Origin of the sequence: Arcticibacter svalbardensis MN12-7 (genome assembly GCF_000403135.1) — a bacterium.
GTDB classification, from domain to species: domain Bacteria; phylum Bacteroidota; class Bacteroidia; order Sphingobacteriales; family Sphingobacteriaceae; genus Arcticibacter; species Arcticibacter svalbardensis.
The window spans coordinates 1-20,309 of sequence record NZ_AQPN01000141.1 but is presented as its reverse complement, the minus strand read 5'-3'; the positions used below and the strand labels follow the sequence as shown (position 1 = coordinate 20,309).

Annotated in this window: 18 protein-coding genes; 4 read left to right on the top strand and 14 right to left on the bottom strand. The window is 38.8% G+C overall.

Features of this window, described 5'->3' with window-relative positions; translation table 11 throughout:
* The first annotated feature begins 1 nt into the window (after position 1).
* Positions 2–1,669, top strand: coding sequence for a DNA repair protein RecN (gene recN, locus ADIARSV_RS18295; RefSeq protein ID WP_016197146.1), 1,668 nt, complete (start codon positions 2–4; stop codon positions 1,667–1,669).
* Positions 1,670–1,757: 88 nt separating this feature from the next.
* Positions 1,758–2,570 carry an enoyl-ACP reductase FabI gene (locus tag ADIARSV_RS18290; protein ID WP_016197145.1) on the top strand — a complete coding sequence of 271 codons (813 nt, stop codon included), beginning with the start codon at positions 1,758–1,760 and terminating at the stop codon, positions 2,568–2,570.
* Positions 2,571–2,640: 70 nt separating this feature from the next.
* On the opposite strand, the gene ADIARSV_RS18285 is transcribed toward ADIARSV_RS18290, so the two are convergent.
* The 3 genes from ADIARSV_RS18285 to ADIARSV_RS18275 all read right to left on the bottom strand — a co-directional run bounded on the left by ADIARSV_RS18285 (position 2,641) and on the right by ADIARSV_RS18275 (position 4,324).
* Positions 2,641–3,030, bottom strand: a complete 390-nt coding sequence (locus tag ADIARSV_RS18285; RefSeq protein ID WP_152439942.1) for a hypothetical protein — start codon at positions 3,028–3,030, stop codon at positions 2,641–2,643.
* An 86-nt stretch (positions 3,031–3,116) separates the two neighbouring features.
* The gene (locus tag ADIARSV_RS18280; RefSeq protein WP_152439941.1) at positions 3,117–3,605 is read right to left on the bottom strand and encodes a hypothetical protein; all 489 of its coding nucleotides are present in this window, start codon (positions 3,603–3,605) and stop codon (positions 3,117–3,119) included.
* Between the two features lie 17 nt (positions 3,606–3,622).
* The gene (locus ADIARSV_RS18275) at positions 3,623–4,324 is read right to left on the bottom strand and encodes an SDR family NAD(P)-dependent oxidoreductase (RefSeq protein WP_016197142.1); all 702 of its coding nucleotides are present in this window, start codon (positions 4,322–4,324) and stop codon (positions 3,623–3,625) included.
* A 128-nt stretch (positions 4,325–4,452) separates the two neighbouring features.
* Here ADIARSV_RS18275 and ADIARSV_RS18270 point away from each other — a divergent pair, with 128 nt between their 5' ends.
* Positions 4,453–5,430, top strand: a complete 978-nt coding sequence (locus ADIARSV_RS18270; protein ID WP_016197141.1) for a GDP-mannose 4,6-dehydratase — start codon at positions 4,453–4,455, stop codon at positions 5,428–5,430.
* Positions 5,431–5,887: 457 nt separating this feature from the next.
* Here the strand turns inward: ADIARSV_RS18270 and ADIARSV_RS18260 are convergent, their stop codons facing one another.
* The 6 genes from ADIARSV_RS18260 to ADIARSV_RS18235 form a co-directional block, all read right to left on the bottom strand.
* Positions 5,888–6,796, bottom strand: coding sequence for a lysylphosphatidylglycerol synthase transmembrane domain-containing protein (locus ADIARSV_RS18260; RefSeq protein ID WP_016197139.1), 909 nt, complete (start codon positions 6,794–6,796; stop codon positions 5,888–5,890).
* Positions 6,771–7,721, bottom strand: a complete 951-nt coding sequence (locus tag ADIARSV_RS18255) for a glycosyltransferase family 2 protein (protein ID WP_016197138.1) — start codon at positions 7,719–7,721, stop codon at positions 6,771–6,773. The genes ADIARSV_RS18260 and ADIARSV_RS18255 overlap by 26 nt, the downstream gene beginning before the upstream one ends.
* Positions 7,718–9,322 carry an ArnT family glycosyltransferase gene (locus ADIARSV_RS18250; RefSeq protein WP_016197137.1) on the bottom strand — a complete coding sequence of 535 codons (1,605 nt, stop codon included), beginning with the start codon at positions 9,320–9,322 and terminating at the stop codon, positions 7,718–7,720. Before ADIARSV_RS18250 ends, ADIARSV_RS18255 begins: the two co-directional genes overlap by 4 nt.
* Positions 9,323–9,384: 62 nt before the next feature.
* Positions 9,385–11,436 carry a TonB-dependent receptor gene (locus ADIARSV_RS18245; protein WP_016197136.1) on the bottom strand — a complete coding sequence of 684 codons (2,052 nt, stop codon included), beginning with the start codon at positions 11,434–11,436 and terminating at the stop codon, positions 9,385–9,387.
* Between the two features lie 6 nt (positions 11,437–11,442).
* Positions 11,443–12,729, bottom strand: coding sequence for a PQQ-dependent sugar dehydrogenase (locus ADIARSV_RS18240; RefSeq protein ID WP_040300621.1), 1,287 nt, complete (start codon positions 12,727–12,729; stop codon positions 11,443–11,445).
* Between the two features lie 607 nt (positions 12,730–13,336).
* Positions 13,337–14,593, bottom strand: a complete 1,257-nt coding sequence (locus tag ADIARSV_RS18235) for a prephenate dehydrogenase (protein WP_016197134.1) — start codon at positions 14,591–14,593, stop codon at positions 13,337–13,339.
* A 120-nt stretch (positions 14,594–14,713) separates the two neighbouring features.
* Between ADIARSV_RS18235 and ADIARSV_RS18230 the strand changes: the two genes are divergently transcribed.
* The gene (locus tag ADIARSV_RS18230) at positions 14,714–15,328 is read left to right on the top strand and encodes a hypothetical protein (RefSeq protein WP_016197133.1); all 615 of its coding nucleotides are present in this window, start codon (positions 14,714–14,716) and stop codon (positions 15,326–15,328) included.
* 75 nt (positions 15,329–15,403) lie between these two features.
* Here ADIARSV_RS18230 and rpsJ read toward each other — a convergent pair whose 3' ends face one another.
* The 5 genes from rpsJ to ADIARSV_RS21985 all read right to left on the bottom strand — a co-directional run.
* Positions 15,404–15,709, bottom strand: coding sequence for a 30S ribosomal protein S10 (rpsJ, locus tag ADIARSV_RS18225; RefSeq protein ID WP_016197132.1), 306 nt, complete (start codon positions 15,707–15,709; stop codon positions 15,404–15,406).
* A 62-nt stretch (positions 15,710–15,771) separates the two neighbouring features.
* Entirely contained in the window at positions 15,772–17,880 is a 2,109-nt protein-coding gene (fusA, locus tag ADIARSV_RS18220; RefSeq protein WP_016197131.1) for an elongation factor G, read from the bottom strand.
* 98 nt (positions 17,881–17,978) lie between these two features.
* A complete protein-coding gene (gene rpsG / locus ADIARSV_RS18215; RefSeq protein WP_040300620.1) occupies positions 17,979–18,446 on the bottom strand; it encodes a 30S ribosomal protein S7 in 468 nt (155 codons plus the stop codon).
* A 17-nt stretch (positions 18,447–18,463) separates the two neighbouring features.
* A complete protein-coding gene (gene rpsL, locus ADIARSV_RS18210; RefSeq protein WP_040300619.1) occupies positions 18,464–18,883 on the bottom strand; it encodes a 30S ribosomal protein S12 in 420 nt (139 codons plus the stop codon).
* Positions 18,884–19,303: 420 nt separating this feature from the next.
* On the bottom strand, positions 19,304–20,309 hold a 1,006-nt coding region (locus tag ADIARSV_RS21985), incomplete at its 5' end, for a M1 family aminopeptidase (RefSeq protein WP_040300618.1).

Here is a 20,309-nt window from a genome sequence, read left to right as displayed (position 1 = left end):
TATGTTAAGTCGTTTAATAATCCGCAATTATGCTCTTATTGAAAATCTTGATATTGCATTTTCAGGAAAACTGAATATTGTTACAGGAGAAACAGGGGCTGGAAAATCTATCATTCTTGGCGCACTATCGCTGATACTGGGACAACGTATAGAAGGGAAATACTTTTTCAATCAACAGAAGAAGTGTGTAATTGAGGGGCATTTCAACATATCAGATTACCAGCTAGGCAGTTTCTTTGACGACAAGGATCTGGACTATGAAAAGGAAACGGTGCTGAGAAGGGAGATTTCTTCAGATGGTAAGTCCCGCGCTTTTGTAAATGACACACCGGTTAACTTAACGGTACTACGTGAACTGGGCGAGTTGTTGATTGACATTCATTCGCAGCATGCTACGATGGAGATCAATAATGAGAAATTTCAGTTGCTGGTAGTGGATTCTATTGCCTCTAATGAACTGCTTTTAAAGAGCTATCAGGATAATTACCGAAAGTTCAAGGCGGTGACTCATTCTTTAAAAACGCTTCAGGAGAGTTCCGCACAGGCTAAGACGGATGCGGATTACTATCTTTTTCAATTTAATGAGCTGGAAGAAGCATCCTTAAGTGCAACAGATGAACAGGAATTATTGGAGCAGGAACTGGATGCGCTAAGTCATGCTGAGGAAATCAAAAAGAGCCTGATCAATGTAGGTCTGGCCCTTTCGGATGAAGAGCATGCCGCTGTTGTATTATTAAAGGAGGCATTGCTGGAGTTACAGCATACACAGAAGTTTCTTCCGGAAATGGAAATTCTGACTGAACGTTTGGATAGTGCACTGATAGAGGTAAGGGATATTGCTGCTGAAGTTGAACTGATTGAGCAGGGCACCTTAATTGATGTGCCCAGGACTGATATATTAAGTGAACGCCTGAGTATTATTTACAACCTACAAAAGAAACATCACGTGAGCTCAGTTGAGGAGCTTATTGCTGTGAGAGATAGTTTTTCAGATAAGCTCAATTCGGTTTCGCATGCAGATGAAGAAATCGAGCGTCTAAAAAAGGAGAGCGAGCTACTTAAAGCTGAACTAATCGTTCTGTCGGATACTTTATCGGCCAGTCGCAATGAAATTATACCCACTATAGAGCTGCGCTTGCAGGAGATGCTAACAGAAATCGGAATGCCTAATGCGCACTTAAAAATAGACAATCAACTCCTGGATGAGCTGTCATTAAGTACTAGCGGAAGGAATAAGATCCAGTTTTTATTCTCTGCAAATAAGGGTCAGGATCTTGCTCCAATGAATAAAGTGGCGTCGGGTGGTGAACTTTCACGCCTCATGCTAAGTATAAAATCGCTCATGTCGCACCATATTGCACTGCCTACCATTATTTTTGATGAAATTGATACCGGTATTTCTGGCGAGATAGCCTTGAAAGTTGGCTCTATTATGGAGCGTCTATCAGAAGGAATGCAGGTGATTGCAATTACTCATCTTCCACAGATTGCAAGTAAGGGTGATGCTCATTATTATGTGTATAAAGATGAGAGGCAGGACATTACGCATACGAACATTGCTTTATTGACAAAAGAAGAGCGCATTACCGAGATAGCAAAGATGCTGAGTGGAGAGCCTCCGGGTACATTTGCACTACAGCATGCTAAAGAATTATTAGATGTGAAATAAGATTTAACAACCTGAGAAATAAAATGATATCAATAGATTTCATTTTAACTAATTAGATTCCTTACTTTAGACCCCAAATTGGTTAATAATGGCTTATAATTTACTAAAAGGCAAAAAGGGTATTATATTCGGAGCACTTGATGAGAAATCAATCGCCTGGAAAACTGCTCTCCGCTGTGTTGAAGAAGGCGCCGAAATTGTGCTTACTAACGCTCCTATCGCGATGCGGTTAGGTGAAATTAATAGACTTGCTGAACTTTGCAATGCTCCTGTTATTCCGGCTGATGTTACCAGCATGGACGATTTGGAAAATTTGTTCAGTAAGACCCTTGAACACTTTGGCGGTGGTGTAGATTTTATTCTGCATTCTGTTGGGATGAGTATGAATCTTCGTAAAGGGAATCCCTATACAGATACCAATTACGATTTAATGCATAAGAGTTTGGATATCTCTGCAATGAGCTTACATCGTGTATTGCAGACCGCGATGAAGATGGATGCAATTAATGAATGGGGTTCTGTAGTGGCTTTGTCTTACATTGCAGCTCAACGTGTATTTCCGGACTACAATGATATGGCTGATGCTAAATCAATGCTGGAAAGTATTACGCGTAACTTCGGTTACCAATATGCAGTTAAGAAGCATGTGCGGGTAAATACTATTTCTCAATCCCCTACCCGTACAACTGCCGGTTCAGGAGTGAAAGGATTTGAAGGATTTATTAAGTTTGCTGAGAAACAATCTCCGCTTGGAAATGCTTCGGCTGACCAGTGTGCAGACTATACAGTTACTTTATTTTCGGACCTTACTAAAATGGTTACGATGCAAAACTTATTCCATGATGGAGGATTCTCCTTTACAGGAATTAGCCATGCAGTCATTGATCAGATGGAAATGTAAATTTTCATTACATAAAAAAGCGGCGAAAGTTTATTCTTTCGCCGCTTTTTTTGCTTAATGGTGTTCTGACTTAATAGTTGGAATCGATAAGAACGATTTTGACGGTCATAGCGGCAGGTCTATCAATTATTATTGAAGCCCCAGCACTTTGTGCCTCTATTTTAATACTTCCAGCTGTTGCAACGTAACTATAAGCAAACCCATTATATACTTGGGGAATCTGCTCATAGTTTCTGTTATCTAAACTTCTATAAACGAGGATTGCACCTTCATCATTATTGTAATCATCGTATTCGGGAAGGTCTACCGGAGTCTCCCAAGTATAACCCCTATCGTAGGTTACCCAGTCACTAGCACGTATATCTACAACAACTGTGCGGTTTGGCACCACATATTCGGTTTGTTCGCATGCCGACATCATCAGCATAAGAGGCATAATTAGGGTTAGTAAATATTTCATAATCTCGTGTGTTTCTATGTAAGACGAGAGGAAATACAAATGGTTGCATGCTTTCTATGAAGAAAATGATTGTAACTTCTTTTTTACTATTTGAAGTTCTTGAAGTCCGCTCTATTATAGGTTCCCGGCATGGCATGGTCACCTACTTCAAATTCAAAAGTCACTTCTTTTATTGTAGGAATCTCCGTTAAAGAATAGGTTGCTTCGGCCATATAGGTCTCTGCACCTGCTGTCCCAATATTTTGTGTAAGTTGAAAAGCATCCTTTATTCGCGTGATAACGGTATCTCCTTTTGCGCTGACAAACTCCATTTGAATGTCCGGGTATTTTTTATTTAATGCCTTGATGATATCTTCCTGCCCTACTCCCGTCATATCGCCGACATGATGCTTTAACACTAATTCATGCGTCTGTTCATTGTATATTGTATTCCATGGCAAGGAATCAAGTACAGGTTTATCTGCTGGCTTAGTGGCAATAGAATCATGTGTTTCAGCAACTGGCGCTTTCTTATCGCTAGTACAGGAATAGATGAATGTCATTAAAATAATAAATGACCATGCGTAAATTTTCATAAGCAATTTTTTATGGATTATGGAGTAGTAACAGCAACAGGAATCACTTTACCATTGAAAAATTTATGACCTGTAAGTGCAAAATCAGCAATGTATTTGCCCATTTCAAATGCCATAACAGGAGATTTATAATTCGGAAATGCTTCTTCCAGCATTTCTGTCTGTGCAGACCCTAAGGCAAGACAGTTAAAATGGATATTGCGTTCGGTATATTCTACTGCCAGACACTCTGTGAGGGCATGTAGAGCAGCCTTGCTTGCTGAATAGGCAGCAAGCCCAGGAAACTTAACACTCCCCATATAACCTCCCATGCTACCTATATTGACAACATGTGCATTATCATTCATCAAGGGAAGCATATTTTGGATCATTTTAACATGCCCTAAGAGATTTGCCTGAAGCATAGCGGCAAAATCTATGTGGGTAATCTCCGCAAATGGCTTATTAATCAACTGTCCTGCATTATTTATCAGGACATCAATAGACCCCATTTTGTCCTTCACATAAGTCTGCAAAGAACCGTAATCGTCATGTACAATATCAAAGGTAGCAGGATAAAGCTTACAGTCAGGGTTTAATCCCATTGCAATATCGTACAGTTTCTTCAATTTATCTTCCGACCGGGCTAATGCTATAACCTCATGGTCATTCCTTTGAATCAATTCAAGCACAGCTTCAAATCCCACTCCACTGCTTACTCCTGTAATTAAGATTTTCATTATTGGGTTGTTCTAAAAGAATACTAAATTAAGAAAAAGATTCTTTAACTATAAAAAACACCTATTTAGAGTTAAGTTTGAATTGCAATGAATAACTGAAAAATGTAGATTTGCAGCTTAGATAAATCATGGAACATATTCTTGTAACTGGTGGTGCTGGTTTTATTGGGAGCAACCTTATTGCTTCATTATTGCAAAGCAAAAAATACAAAATAACCTGTATCGATAATTTTGATGACTTTTATTCTATTGAACAAAAAGAATGGAATATAAAGCCTTTTCTACCTAATCCTGACTTTTCCTTTATTCAGGGAGACATTAGAAATGCTGAAGATTTAAATCTTGCGAAAGAGGTCGATATAATAATCCACCTTGCAGCAAAGGCAGGTGTAAGACCAAGCATACAGAATCCATCACTGTACTTGGATGTTAATACCAACGGAACGCAGGTATTACTTGAATATGCGCATGCAAACGACATCAAGCGTTTTATTTTCGCTTCCTCCAGCAGTGTGTATGGCATTAACGAACATTCTCCATGGATTGAAGAAGATACTTTATGTCCAATTAGTCCATACGCTTCTTCTAAGATAGCGGGAGAAATGCTGGGACATGTTTATAGTCACCTATATGGTATTCGTTTTTTAGCCCTACGTTTCTTTACTGTATACGGTCCCGGACAACGTCCAGACCTTGCTATTCATAAATTTTTTAAAGCGATTTCTGAAGAAAATGCGATTCCTGTTTATGGAGATGGCACAACCAGTCGTGATTATACTTTTGTGGGTGATGCTGTAAAAGGAATTGTGGCAGCTTTAGATTATGAGAGATCAAATTTTGAAATCGTAAATATCGGAAATCATAATGTTATTACCCTTAGAAAATTAATTACTGCAATTGAAGCGATATGTGGTAAAACCGCTATTATAGATCGCTATTTAGAGCAACCTGGAGATGTATCTAAAACCTTTGCAGACATATCTAAAGCTCAGGAATATTTAGGCTATGACCCCTCTACCTCGCTTGAGGAAGGACTTCTATCTTTCTATGATTGGTTTAAGATGTACTATGCTGTAAAAGCTCATGAGACATTAAGAATCAATTAAGGATTACCTTGATCATTTAAATAGAACATCTAAAAGAGGGTAGCTCATAAATCATGATTACCCTCTTTTAATTTTTATCCATCATACAATGAACTATTATATGAAAAGCTGGTAATATTCGTCTTTTTTCTATAGGCACAGATTAATTTTCACCTAAAAAACAATTAACGCTTTTTCCAGATTACTATTTATGACTATGAGTCCCTTTTGGATTCTTAGTCAGCATTTGGACTTTAAATTTTTATTTAGCTATCCGGTTAAAAGCCAGATAACCTTTAAATTGATTATTTTTCTGTTTGACTTTGTGCTTCACCTTCCAATTTTTATTCCGTTGAAACAGATTGTCTTAACCTTAATTAATCACTCCTGGATTGCTGAAGCTTTATTTTAATGCCAGTTTCAAGAGGATAAATCTGTAAACTGACCTTAAAAATTCTTGATCGTTGCAATACTTTAATTATTCATCTTCTTTCTTCACTAGTTCAGCCTCTTCTTCTGTTGGCAGAGGTTCAAACTCTTTAGACCGGTATACAAACCATAACCCCGGTAAAGAGGCCAGGACGTTAATCATCCAGAATGTAAAGGTTATAAATACAGCCAGATTCTGATTGATATCGAATACCGAAGATGCGTGAGCCATAAATAAGTCCCTGACTCCTAAACCCGCTACACCTATATTAACCAGCGCGGCAATAGACGACATCAAAAAACTAAATAGATAAGGAGAGTATTTTCCTGTAAAGTTCTGAGACAGCAATATAAAAATCACACTTAATATTTGCAGCGACTGTACGGTACCTGCCTTTATATGGCTTCGGAAAAAGTGTCGGGAATAGTCAGTAAAAAATCTTTTCATCACCAGGTAATAGATCAGGGTTCCTATCAGCAGGGCTGCTATAGGCCACGTTTTGGGGATTTGAATCTGAGGAATAAAGATAATTAGCGAAACCGAGATAAAACCAACGGCCCAAAGACCACTTAACCGGTCAAAGAAAAGTGCTAATAACAATCTTTTGGTAGGTAATTTATATTTCTTACGCAGTAAATACACTTTATATCCATCCCCACCTATTCCTCCAGGTAAAAAGACATTGTAAAACATCCCTAACAGATATAACCTAAAGTTAAATCCAAAAGAAAAGTCTAGTCCTATTGCTTTTAAAAAACCCAGTAATCGCCAGGAAGATACAACCTGAGATAATAAATAAGTAAAAAAGGCTAACAAAATGAACCACAGATTACTTGTTAAGAACAGCGATTTTACTTTATTAAAATCAATTTTCTGAAATACATAATAGATCAGAAGACAAGTGACAATAATTTTAAGCGCAACCTTAGCGCTACTCCAGAGTTTCTTCTTGTCCATTAAATATTCGTCTGACCTGATATGTTTTTCTGTTCGTTCCTTCAAAGTAATTACGGATACTGATTTCTGCTATAATACCAATAGTAATAAGCTGTATTCCTCCCAGCAGCAATATAAGTCCTAAAATCAATAAAGGTTTTCCACCAATGTCATGACCAAGAAGCTTTAAGATGAGCAAATAAAAATTGATCAATAAACCTAGTCCAAACGACACAAAACCCAATGTACCAAAAAGATGCATGGGCTTTTGTATGTATTTCCCAAAGAACACCATGGTAATTAAGTCTGCCATCACTTTGAATGTTCGGCTCAGCCCATATTTAGATTTACCATACATCCTCGCATGATGTTTCACATCGACCTGAGTAATACTAGCACCCTGAAGTTTAGCCAACACAGGTATAAAACGGTGAAGCTCCCCATAAATACCCAAATCCTCAGCAATTTCTCTTTTAAATACCTTTAACGTACATCCGTAGTCTTTAATATAGACACCTGTCATACGGCGAATAATGGCGTTAGCAATCATAGATGGGAATTTCCTAAGGAATGCGCCATCCTGACGATCCTTTCTATTTCCAGCTACAACATCCCAATCTTCGTCAATCAGCTTTTCAAGCATCATAGGGATATCAGTTGGGTCATTTTGCAAATCACCATCCAGGAGAGCAATATAACGTCCTGTGGAATGTTCAATACCTGCCGTCATTGCCGTACTTTGACCATAATTCCGTCGAAGTTCAACAAGTATAATATGGTCATCGGCATACTTACGGATCTCTTTTTGAGTTCCATCAGATGATCCATCATCAACAAATACCACTTCATAACTCAGTGGACCTAGTGCATTCCTGATCGCTTCCAGAAGGGGTAATATATTTTCTCTTTCGTTGAGGACTGTAATTACTACGGAAAGATCTTTCATTTCACTTTAAATAGTTTGAGATTATTTTCATAGGTTTTAACTAAAACCGCTTGAGGATTATTTAAATCCCTGTCAAAGGTAAGATAATACCCGGGCTTAGTATCAGCTTCAGTGGTTTGAATAATATTCATCCGTTCCCGCTCAATATAAAATACAAGACGGTGATAAAATGGAATGCTATATACAGGCGGATCAAAATGATAAAAGTAAAAGGTACTCCCTTTGCTAATTTTAGCCATTTCTACTGATGCTGTCTTATAATACTGACCTTCATTGTTTTGAAAACGATGCGGTAATACAAAAAAACTAAAGGCGAGACGTACCATAATAAGCAGTCCTACAAAGGCTAACAACTGATGCCTTTCGAAATTAAAGATTAAATATGTAAAGAGAGCACATCCTATAAACACGGTGAATACTTTAATCGGAAGAGCAGAGACATAAGCGTTCATCCCAATAAATAAAGGAGCGCAAACAGCAAGTGTAACCAGCACTGCTATAATCAGGAGAGTCTTTTCAAAAACACGGTTGAGCTTTGGATATTTGTCTTTATAGGTATAATATGCATGGCTCCATATGATAAAAAGAAATGGATATAACATTAACAGATAGCGGGGACGTGTTTCAGGCGACAACCAGTATACCCAAATATTGGCTAGAAAAGTTACACTACAAAAAAGGAGAAATTCATTCTTTCTTATCCCTTGAATAAAATTCTTATTCAGACAAAATACGAGCAATAAACTAGCAGGTAAAAGATGAACAATATGTTCAAATGGAAAGGAAATGATATGTTTAATGCTGTACCAAAATCCGGTACGAATAGCGGTGCGCTGACTGCTTTGATCCCAAATGGTACTAAAGTATCCTTCCAGATTAGCATTGAAGCGTGAATAGTTATAAAAATAAGCCCCTATAATAAGAAGGCATAGTAAACCTGAAACAATATGTTGCCAGCTAAATAACTTTTTAAAGTTCCTGGTATAAGTTAAAAATGCAATTAACGTAAAACCCTGGAATACAATAGATGGCAAGCCTTTGCTCAAAAAAGTGATGGACGTAATGAGATAGGAAACAAAAAAGAGCATGAACCACAACTTCTTTTGATAGAAATAGAGAATGCTCATAAACGAGATGAAGGTGAGCCAGGAATAAAAGATATCAATATGTCCAAGCATTGAATCATACAATAACATCCTTCCGTTTACAAGGAAAAACAGACCGCTCAGCATAGCTATTCTTTTATCCTTAATAAAATAACTTACAGAAATATAAATTGTTACGGCAAATAAGAGCATAGGAATCACTGCTGGAAGCCTGGTAATAAACTCTGAATAACTCCCAAAAAGAAGATATAAGGAGGCTAGGATCCAATTATATACAGGAGGTTTATTATAATAATAGTCGCCAGCAATAGTTGGAACAGCATAATTTTTACTCAGAATCATTTCCAGAGCCACATTTGATCGTGTTGGCTCATCAGCAAATAGAGGCAAAAGACCCAGGTTTATTAAAAAGGCAGGAAGAGCCAGAAGGATAAACAACAAAAATATCCTACCCGGGTACCTATCTATATAATCTTCTATTTGCTTCAACATCATAATCCTGCAAAGATAGAAAAGGATTGTAGGTTAAGAAACGAGGGTGAACTTATAATTTCCCCTTACAAAGCCACAGTCAGTCCGGCCAAGAAGTTCCTTTTTGCCGCAGCATTGAAATATCTGCTACCAAAAGCATTCAAATCATTTCCCAGGCTATATAGTTGGTTTAAAATATTATCAGCACCTACAAAGAACGATAGGTTTGTTTGGGCTGATACCTTAAATTGGTAAGATGCTTTAGCTTGTAAGAGATGGTACTTTTTGGCATAAGTTGTACCCGCATCGTTCAAAGGAATAGAAGAAGTAAAATTATGCTGTACAAACAAGCTGTAATTTTTAGGGAATCGCATACTTAGAGAGGATACCAGGACATGCCGAGGAACGCCTGTTAAACGATTGCCTGAATAATCAGCATCTTCATCCTGATAATTACTGAACGAAAATGAGCTGAAGGTATAGCTGTTTCTAAATTGGAGGCTACGTAATAAGCCTGTCTTTTTTTCAGGAACGATCCAATACATAAGCTGCGACTCTATTCCCCTCTGTTTGGTTCTCCCTGCATTGATAAAATATTCCTCGTCTGTTTCATTAAGGCGCCTCACTATAGCATCAGTAAGATCGAACTTAAATAGTACCCCATCCCAATACAAGCGGTTATTCCAAAGAGACATGCGTAAACCTGTTTCATAATTCCATCCCGATTCAGGTTGAAGATTCGTATTAATAACAGTATTTGATGCTCTAACCTCCGCAATAGTGGGTGCAGAATAACCTCTACTCGTTGATGCCCTTAGCGCTACCTTTTCCGAAAGCTTATAGGACATAGCCAGGCGTGGCATAAACTGCGTATCAAATTTAACCGTACTTAGCTCAGATATACTCAAACTTGAAGCGCCATAGTCATAATTATAAAAGTTAATGCTAGCTGCCGCTTCCAGTATTAGCCTTTTATTTATATCGAAACTAACATGAGAAAATACAAATTGCTGATTATTCGTTATTTGATCCGCAGATTGCAGGGCTCCTTTAACTCCCCCCAAATTAGTAAAATTACTAATATCTGATGTAGTTCGCTGCCCTTCATATCCTATTTCCCATTCTACAGGAATTGAAAGCAAAGGCATACCCGAATATTGAAGGTAAGTCCTTAATCCTGCCGTCTGCTCTTTCCTTGTTTCATAATTCGTAATAAAGGGATTTTTAAAGTCAGTGAAGGAACCTGTATACGAAATAACGTGTTTGAATTTACTACCGATGTTTATTTCATGCTGCAATCCTGCAAGAAGTGTTTTATTATAAATACCAGCCTTTTGATCTTCAGCACCGGGACTGCTACCCGATGCAGGTCTTGCTGCCCGTGGATTAGCGAGGAATTGCAATTCTGTTAATCCCCCCGGCGTATGGTAGCTCATAACAGAATACAGCATTATTGCTTTAACTGAAGCATGATCAGAATAGTTCCATTGCGGTAAGGCCTGCACATACTTTCTATCCAGTGCACTGTTATTTCTATACCCATCAGACTTCTGATAGGCCTGATTAACAGTCAAATTTACTTTATTCCATTTTTTTTGAAGAGATAAATTCTGTTGAAACAAACCATAAGCACCACCAACAAGACTCCCCCTTATAGAGGAAGAATCTTCATCTGATGTGTTAATTAAAACAACGCCTCCCGTATTTGCGCCATAAACACTTGCCTCAGGTCCCTTTAAAATGGTTATTTGAGACACTCCCCCAGCATCCAATGCATTCAGATAAGTATTACCACCTGCATCAGTCAGGATAAAATCATCCACATACATTTTAACATTACGGATTCCAAAAGGAGATCGAAGTAAACTACCACGAATAGACAAACGATAACTTCCCGGCGATCGCTCCTCCATTCGTACACCTGGAATTGAATTTACAGCAGAAACAAGTGATTGCGGTTGTTGTTCATCGAGCATCCTCCTGCTTAAAAAGCCAACAGTGGATGGTAGCCTCAGTATAGGTTGTCTATTAAAATAAGCCTTTACGTGCACTTCATCCAATCGCTCAATACTATCACGGTCTTGAGCAATTGCAGATAAAGTGATTAAATAGCATAGAATAATTAAATAAATGCGCATGTAGCTTTATTTTGCGGCTACCCGCCAGATCGTATTACCTGCATCATCGGCCACTAATAATGCACCATCTGGAGTAACAGCAACGGCAACCGGACGACCATATACATCATTTCCACCCTTCTCAACAATAAATCCAGTTAGGAAATCTTCTAATTTTCCCGCAGGTTTACCATCTTTAAATGGAACAAACGCTACCTTGTACCCGGCAAGCGTAGAGCGGTTCCATGATCCATGCTGGCCAATAAAAGCTCCATTTCTATACTTTTCAGGAAATGATGTTTGATTATAAAAAGCAAGTCCTAAGGAAGCAGTGTGTGCTCCAAGGGCAACGTCGGGTACAATTGCCTTTTTCACAAGCTCAGGATTCTCTCCCGCACGTCTTGGATCCTCATGCTGTCCGAAATAAGAAAAAGGCCAGCCATAAAAACCACCATCCTTTACGCCAGTAATATAATCGGGTACGAGGTCATCTCCTAACTCATCGCGTTCATTTACTGCGGTCCATAATACCTTACTAGTCGGATTCCAGGCCATACCTACCGGATTCCTTAATCCGGATGCGTAAACACGTTCACCACTTCCATCAGGGTTTATCTCTAAAATATTTGCTCGTCTGACTTCATTCTGCATGCCATGCTCAGCTACATTACTCCCGGATCCTACCGAAACGTAAATTTTAGAATTATTTGAGCTTGCTATTAAATTGCGGGTCCAGTGATTATTGTACCCTCCGGCTGGCAAATCAAGAATCTTCTTGCCTGCAGAAGTCATCTCTTCCTGACCTTCTTTATAAGGATACATCCACACCCCATCTGTATTAGCTACATAAAAAGAGTTTCCAATTATCAACATACCAAAAGGACGGTTCAATCCAGATAAAAACACCTTTGAAACATCAGGCTTTCCATCCTTATTCGTATCCCTGAACAAGACTATGGAATTAGGACTGTCCCCTAAATTTTGTGATTTAGATTTTCCACTAATTACATCAACAATCTTTTTCGATTCAGTGGTTGCCTGCGCTACAAAAACATCACCATTTGGAGCAATATAGATCCATCTTGGGTTAGTTAAGCTCCCTGCGTATTTAGTAACATTAAATCCAGCAGGTGCAATAGGTGTTTTACCTTCCGGCCAACCAATCACCTTGCTATAACTGGTTTTTGACTCTCCTGGTGCCGGTAAAGTTGCGTTTCCTGTAGTATCCTGCGGCTGACTTTGACTCTTATTCGAGTTGCAGGCCATTAAGATTACGGTAAAATAGGCTACCAATGATATTTGCAAAATTCTCATAGTCAAAGATTTTATAAAATACTGAACTAGATACTTTTAACATTGTTTTTCTTTTTTTATACCACAGCTATAATTAAATAAGTTATTAACCCTTGCTATTCAGAGGGCAAGGGCTTCACATTAAACCTAACACCCGCCTGGCCATAGGAAGTTTTGCTTCAATTTAGACAAGTTCAAGTATCCTTACAAAGAATCACCAATTTCTTTCAACGTAAAACAGACAAGCTTTACTGCATTGTAAATCTTTCGATACAGTCACTTTTCATAAAAAAAAGGTTCCCGATATTTATCTGAATATCTTTCAGTACAGTTGATCTTTATAAAAACAGCAAATCGTTATCCAATTGTATGCTTACGCTTCTATGAATCTTAGAAAAGGGGATCGAATTAAAGGTTGATATTGAAAAAGAAGTGTCTGCAATGATTTTAAATAAAAAACAAGCTCTCGCTATCCATTTCTATTCGTAAATCAGACACTATGCAACAAATTGTATTCTGTCGCTTCAGTTGATCTAAATAAAAAAAATTAGCCTCTCAAATCCAATTATAACCACATAACAAAAAATACAGATAAGAGCCATCCTAATCCCCACAATAAAACAAAAAATTACTGAGTCAGCTTTTCAATTAGCCTTGCACTTTGCCTGGCCCCTTCTTGCAACCTATCCGCAAAGAACCCCTTCACCTGTTCAAAATGCGAAAGGTAACCATTCATATCGCCATATTCAATAATCGAGGCCCACTCCCTTACAGCCGAATGAAACTCTAAATCATCAGCACGGATACTTTTATCATACAATGCCGTCTGAATAGTTTCCTCCAAAAGCACTTCATTTTTAAACAAATACTCAGCAATCCCTAATCTTAAACGAAACGGAGGCGTTTGACAAATTAAATTTTCATACGGATTAACCCCCATCTGATACCAGGCATCTACCATGGCCAGCAAACTCAAATGCGAATTTGGCATATAATTACCGGCCTCTTCAGCCATCTTGAAATCCTTCATGATCTCCGGATCAAGGGTTATAAAATCCCGTATCCCATGAAACACAAATTCACTCGCTGCCTTAATCCGCTGCCGAAAGCTATCCTCTCTCTCGCAAATCATCATTTTAAATAGTTCTGATTCAGATTTCGCGTATTGCCTTACCTGTTTTCGCGCATAAGGGTTTAAAATAGCAAGTCCAGCGTACACATGCGCCTTGTAACTAAAAATCCGTAAGGTTGTCAGGATTTTTACATTGTCTATTCCATTTGAATAGGCACCATGATCCCAGGGATAAAAGCCTGCATTTTTCCATGCGGTACCCATACTCTCAAATCCCATATGAGTTACAGCCTGCGTGTCGGCCATAATCTGATCATGCATTTTGTAGTCTGCAATTTCAATTATTTCAGATTCAAGTGCTTCAAATATTTGCATCGCCTGCTGATAAATAGCATCAGTAGCACGATGTCTCACCACAATTAATTTTTGGCCCTCTGTTGTAAAAGCAGGACCATGTAGAGAATGGCAGGTCACAATATGAACATCCGAAGGCAAATATTTTTCAAAGGCAGCAATCTCAGGCGTTTTCACAGAGGTTTGTCCTGCAATGATACACCCATATTTAACTGAATCGGCAGTTTGAGCCACGACAGGACCTATATTTGTTGCCTCAACGGAATATAACAGGAAGTCGGCCTTCCTTGCTACTGCTTTTGACGACTCTAAAATAGTGACTGAAGTACCTTCAAACTGCTCAATTAGAAGATCATACCTTTCAGGAAGATCACTGCCAAATACAGCAAAACCTCTAGAGGCCCATTTTTTGGCACAGACAGAACCCATGTCTCCTAACCCTATGATACCAATGTTCATACTGTAAATATATGCATAGATTTTAGATCTTATTTTTGCAAGTAATAACTTTAACTTATTATTGCCTTTGTAGAATTGATTTTCTTAAACAATTCATCTTTAAATAGAAATTCCAACACTATGAAAAATTCCTTTTTAATAGGTCTATCACTTTCGAGCATACTAGTATGTGGATCTCTTAGTGATATAAAAGCCCAGGACACCACAAAAGTAGCCAATCTAAGCTTAACTAGTCAATATAATGAGATGCTCAGCAAGACCAGAACTCTTGATGGATATAAACTCGTTAACCCAACACGGTTAACTAATCTATGGCGGAGTGCTACCGACTCATTAAAACGCGAGCAAAGAAAGCTAAGACAAGCAGAAGCTAAATTAAATACGCTAACCACATCGGTAGGTACGCTTAAGAAAACACTGACAACGAATGAAGAAGCATTAGCAGCATCTACATTAAAGTTAGACCAGGTAAGCTTTTTAGGCATGCCTGTGGATAAGTCAACCTATAATTTGATTATGTGGGGTGCAGTTCTGTTACTTGGAATCGCTCTTTTCGTTAGCGTCTTCCAATCCACAAGCGCACGCAAAGAAGCACGATACCGTGTTAAATTGTTTGAAGAGCTTTCTACCGAATTTCAAACCTACAAGGTTAAAGCAAATGAAAGAGAAAAGAAATTAGCCCGCGAATTGCAGGACGAACGAAATAAACTGGACGATTTAGGACACCGGGATTAACAAAACGCGACCTACAAAAAAAGACCATACTTGAATCAAGCATGGTCTTTTTTATATCATATAAGCAATAAGTACTTACACTTTGATTTCAACTTCAACACCACTTGGCAATTCAAGTTTCATCAAAGCATCTACTGTCTTAGAGTTAGAACTGTAAATGTCAAGAAGTCTTTTGTAAGCACATAATTCAAACTGCTCACGAGCCTTCTTGTTTACGTGTGGAGAACGCAATACTGTAAAAATTCTCTTTTCTGTTGGAAGAGGAATAGGACCACTCACTACTGCACCAGTAGGCTTTACAGTTTTAACGATCTTCTCAGCTGATTTATCAACCAAGTTGTAATCGTAAGATTTTAATTTAATTCTAATTCTTTGGCTCATTGTTATTTTTTGTTAAACCTTACTTAAGAGCTATTAGTTAAGCAAGGCGATTTATTTTTATATTAACTATTCTTGGCACCCTTTACCTTAGCAATAACCTCTTCTTGTACACCACGAGGAGCTTCAGCATAATGATCAAACTCCATAGTAGAGGTTGCACGTCCTGAAGTAATCGTACGTAACTGAGTTACATAACCAAACATTTCAGAAAGAGGCACTGTAGCTTTAATTACCTGAGCACCAGCACGAGAATCCATACCTAACAATTGACCACGACGACGGTTCATATCACCAATAACGTCACCCATGTTTTCTTCCGGAGTAAGTATTTCTACCTTCATTATTGGCTCCATCAGAACTGGTCTACATTTTGGCAATGCTTCACGGAATGCAGAACGCGCACAGATTTCAAAAGACAAAGCATCTGAATCGACTGCGTGAAAAGATCCATCAATTAAACGAACCTTCATGTTCGGTAGAGGGAATCCTGCCAACACACCATTAGCCATGGCAGCAGCAAAACCTTTTTCTACAGAAGGAATAAATTCACGTGGAATAGAACCACCAGAAATTTCATTCACAAACTGAAGACCGCCCTTTTCAAAGTCCTTATCAATTGGAGAGATAATAACCTGAATATCGGCAAACTTACCACGACCACCTGTTTGTTTCTTATATGTTTCACGGTGTTGAGCTGTACCAGTAATCGCTTCCTTGTAAGCTACTTGCGGTGCACCCTGGTTCACTTCAACCTTGAATTCACGTTTCAAACGGTCCATCAGGATATCTAAGTGAAGCTCACCCATACCTGAAATAACGGTTTGTCCTGTTTCTTCATCTGTCTTCACATGGAATGTAGGATCTTCTTCCGCTAACTTAGCTAAAGATAAACCTAACTTATCCATATCAGCCTGAGTTTTAGGTTCAATCGCTAAACCAATAACCGGCTCAGGGAAATTCATAGACTCAAGAACAATCGGGAACTTTTCATCACAAAGTGTATCACCTGTTTTGATATCCTTAAACCCAACTACAGCAGCAATATCTCCAGCTCCAACATTAGGAATAGGATTTTGCTTATTTGCATGCATTTGGAAGATACGTGAAATACGTTCTTTATTTCCTGATCTCATGTTATACACATAAGAACCTGCATCCAGGTTACCTGAATAAACACGGATGAAACAAAGGCGACCTACGAAAGGATCCGTTGCAATTTTAAATGCTAACGCAGCGAAAGGCTCAGTAATAGATGGCTTGCGAACGATTTCTGCACCAGTATCAGGGTTAGTACCCACAATACCTTCAACGTCCATCGGTGAAGGAAGTAATTCCATCACATAATCAAGCATGGTTTGAACACCCTTATTCTTGAAAGATGAACCACATACCATAGGAACAATCTTTGCATCTAAAACAGCTTTACGTAAAGCATCAAGTACTTCACGTTCAGTGATTGTTTCAGGAGCATCAAAGAATTTCTCCATCAAGGTATCATCATATTCAGCAACAGATTCAAGCAATTTCTCTCTCCACTCAGTCGCTTCTTCAATCATATCCGCAGGAATAGGCACTTCAGTAAAGGTCATACCTAAATCATGCTCATTCCAAACGATACCACGGAAGTTAATCAGGTCAATTACGCCCTGAAAATGCTCTTCAGCACCAATTGGCAATTGCAATGGCACTGCGTTGCTACCCAACATTTCTTTAACCTGCTTAACTACATTTAAGAAGTCAGCTCCTGAACGGTCCATTTTATTAACGAAGCCTATACGGGCAACATTATAGTTATTAGCAAGACGCCAGTTGGTTTCAGATTGAGGTTCAACACCATCAACTGCTGAAAAAAGAAATACTAATCCATCAAGTACACGCAATGAACGATTTACCTCAACGGTAAAATCCACGTGACCCGGTGTATCAATAATATTGATGTGATAGGAATGATTTCTGTATTTCCATTCCACAGTTGTAGCAGCAGAAGTAATCGTGATACCACGTTCCTGCTCCTGAGCCATCCAGTCCATAACTGCAGCACCTTCATGTACTTCACCTATCTTGTGGCTAACTCCTGCGTAATAGAGGATACGCTCAGTTGTTGTGGTTTTACCCGCATCAATATGGGCAGCAATACCTATATTTCTTGTATATTTTAAATCTCTTGCCATTATGTTTTTATGATTCTCTAATTAAAAAAGGATTACATCGGTCTGCAAAGCTAATTGCAGACCGTGTAATCTATTTTAAATCTATGTAATCTTATTAATTAGAAACGGAAGTGAGAGAACGCCTTGTTAGCCTCAGCCATTTTGTGCGTATCTTCTTTCTTCTTTACAGCAGCACCTTCTCCTTTAGAAGCAGACATGATTTCACCTGCTAATTTCTCCATCATTGTTTTTTCTCCACGACGACGAGAGTACAGGATTAACCACTTCATTCCCAAAGCAATTTTGCGCTCTGCACGAACTTCAGTAGGAACCTGGAAATTTGCTCCACCTACACGGCGGGATTTAACCTCTACAGCTGGCATTACATTGTTTAATGCTTTCTTCCATGCTTCAAGGCCACTTTCGCTAGTGCGTTTTTCAACTAGCTCAACAGCATCGTAAAAGATTGAATAAGCAATTGATTTCTTTCCGTCGTACATCATGTTATTCACGAAACGGGTTACCATTACGTCATTGAACTTCGGATCAGGAAGGATAATTCTCTTTTTTGGTTTTGACTTTCTCATTTATATATCCTCCTTACTTATTTCTTTTTAGGCTTTCCTTTTGCAGGGGCTGCAGCTGCCTGTCCTGGTTTAGGACGTTTTGTACCATATTTTGAACGACGTTGATTTCTTCCAGCTACTCCTGAAGTATCTAATGCTCCACGGATGATGTGATAACGTACACCTGGTAAATCTTTAACACGTCCACCTCTGATCAATACGATAGAGTGTTCCTGCAAATTGTGTCCTTCTCCTGGAATATAAGCGTTAACTTCTTTTCCATTTGTTAAACGAACACGCGCAACTTTACGCATTGCTGAGTTTGGTTTTTTAGGGGTAGTAGTGTATACACGGGTACACACGCCTCTTCGCTGTGGACAGCTGTCCAACGCTGGGGATTTACTCTTATCCACCAGAGCTACTCTACCTTTCCTAACTAATTGTTGAATAGTAGGCATTTACGTTTTTTTGTTTTTAATTAAATTTACTTAATTGTATTGTCCTAAAAAGGAATGCAAAGGTAATAAGAAATTTATGATTATCAAGCGGTTGAACTATTATATTATGCTATTATATTTTGGTAAGTACTTGTACTATCGCTCGAAACCACACATATGCCGTTAAATATGCCCCGTAAAGCGAAAATAGGGCTTAGTTTATAGCCCCAAACAACGGAAACGCAATGAAATCAGCTATACATTATTGATACCCGATTCGATAAAATAAGGTATCCACTGGAAGATAAAAAGGAGCACTGTCCGTTCGTTGTTCGTTGGTGCTGGCTTACTCCTTCGACTCGAGACGGAGCAAGAAGCCAGCACCAACGAACATGACAGGGTCTACATGCGGATCACTCCCCAACTTGGTTCCTACTCCTTTTAGTTCTTAACCTGCCAGGTGTTATTGTCGGTATTGATATCCGGATAGGCTTCATCAGGATCAACTTTTACTGTCGCTATCTCTTCTGTGGAAGGATACTGAAAGGTCCAGCTCGCATCCCTTTGCCATATTTCTACAGGAAGCTGAACCCGGGAAATGTTACCACTTTTTGTAGTGATCTCTATAACAACCGGCATCACCATTTTATTCAGGTTCACCACCGTAATCAAGACCCCATTCAAAGGATCATTTTTAACATAATTTACACCTGTAATACCTTGATCCAGCTCCCAGTTATTCAAAAACCAGCCGCGCCAAAACCAATTCAGGTTCTCACCACTAGCGTTTTCCATGGTACGATAGAAATCATCAGGACTTGGATGTTTAAATGCCCAGCGGTCAATGTACAATTTAAAGGCACGGTCAAAACGCTCCGCACCCAGTACATAATCCCGCAGCATGAACAGCGCCACAGCAGGTTTATAGTAAGAAAGATAGGTAATATTCTTTTCCTTTATATTATCGGCACTATTCACAATCGGTTCAAAAGAAGGGTCTGTTATTAAAGAAACCCATCTTCGCTTATTCTGGGCCACTTTGTCGTATTCTCCTTCATTAAACGAAGTGGCCGAAAATTCATTTATAAATGTATTCAGTCCTTCATCCATCCAGGGGTACAAACGTTCGTTAGAACCCACTATCATGGGGAACCAGGTATGTCCGAATTCATGATCTATCACCCCCCATAAGGCTGAAGTACGGGCTTTACTCCCGCAAAATACAAGTCCCGGGTATTCCATACCACCCACATTACTGGCCACATTTATGGCTACAGGATAGGGATATTCCATCAACTTTGCCGAGTAGTACTCCACAGATGCTTTAACATATTGGGTTGATCTTCCCCAGGCAAATTTACCGCTTGACTCTGCAGGATATACCGAAACAGCCAAAGCCGCCCTGCCACTGGGCAAGTTAATCCGTGCAGCATCCACCATAAAGGCC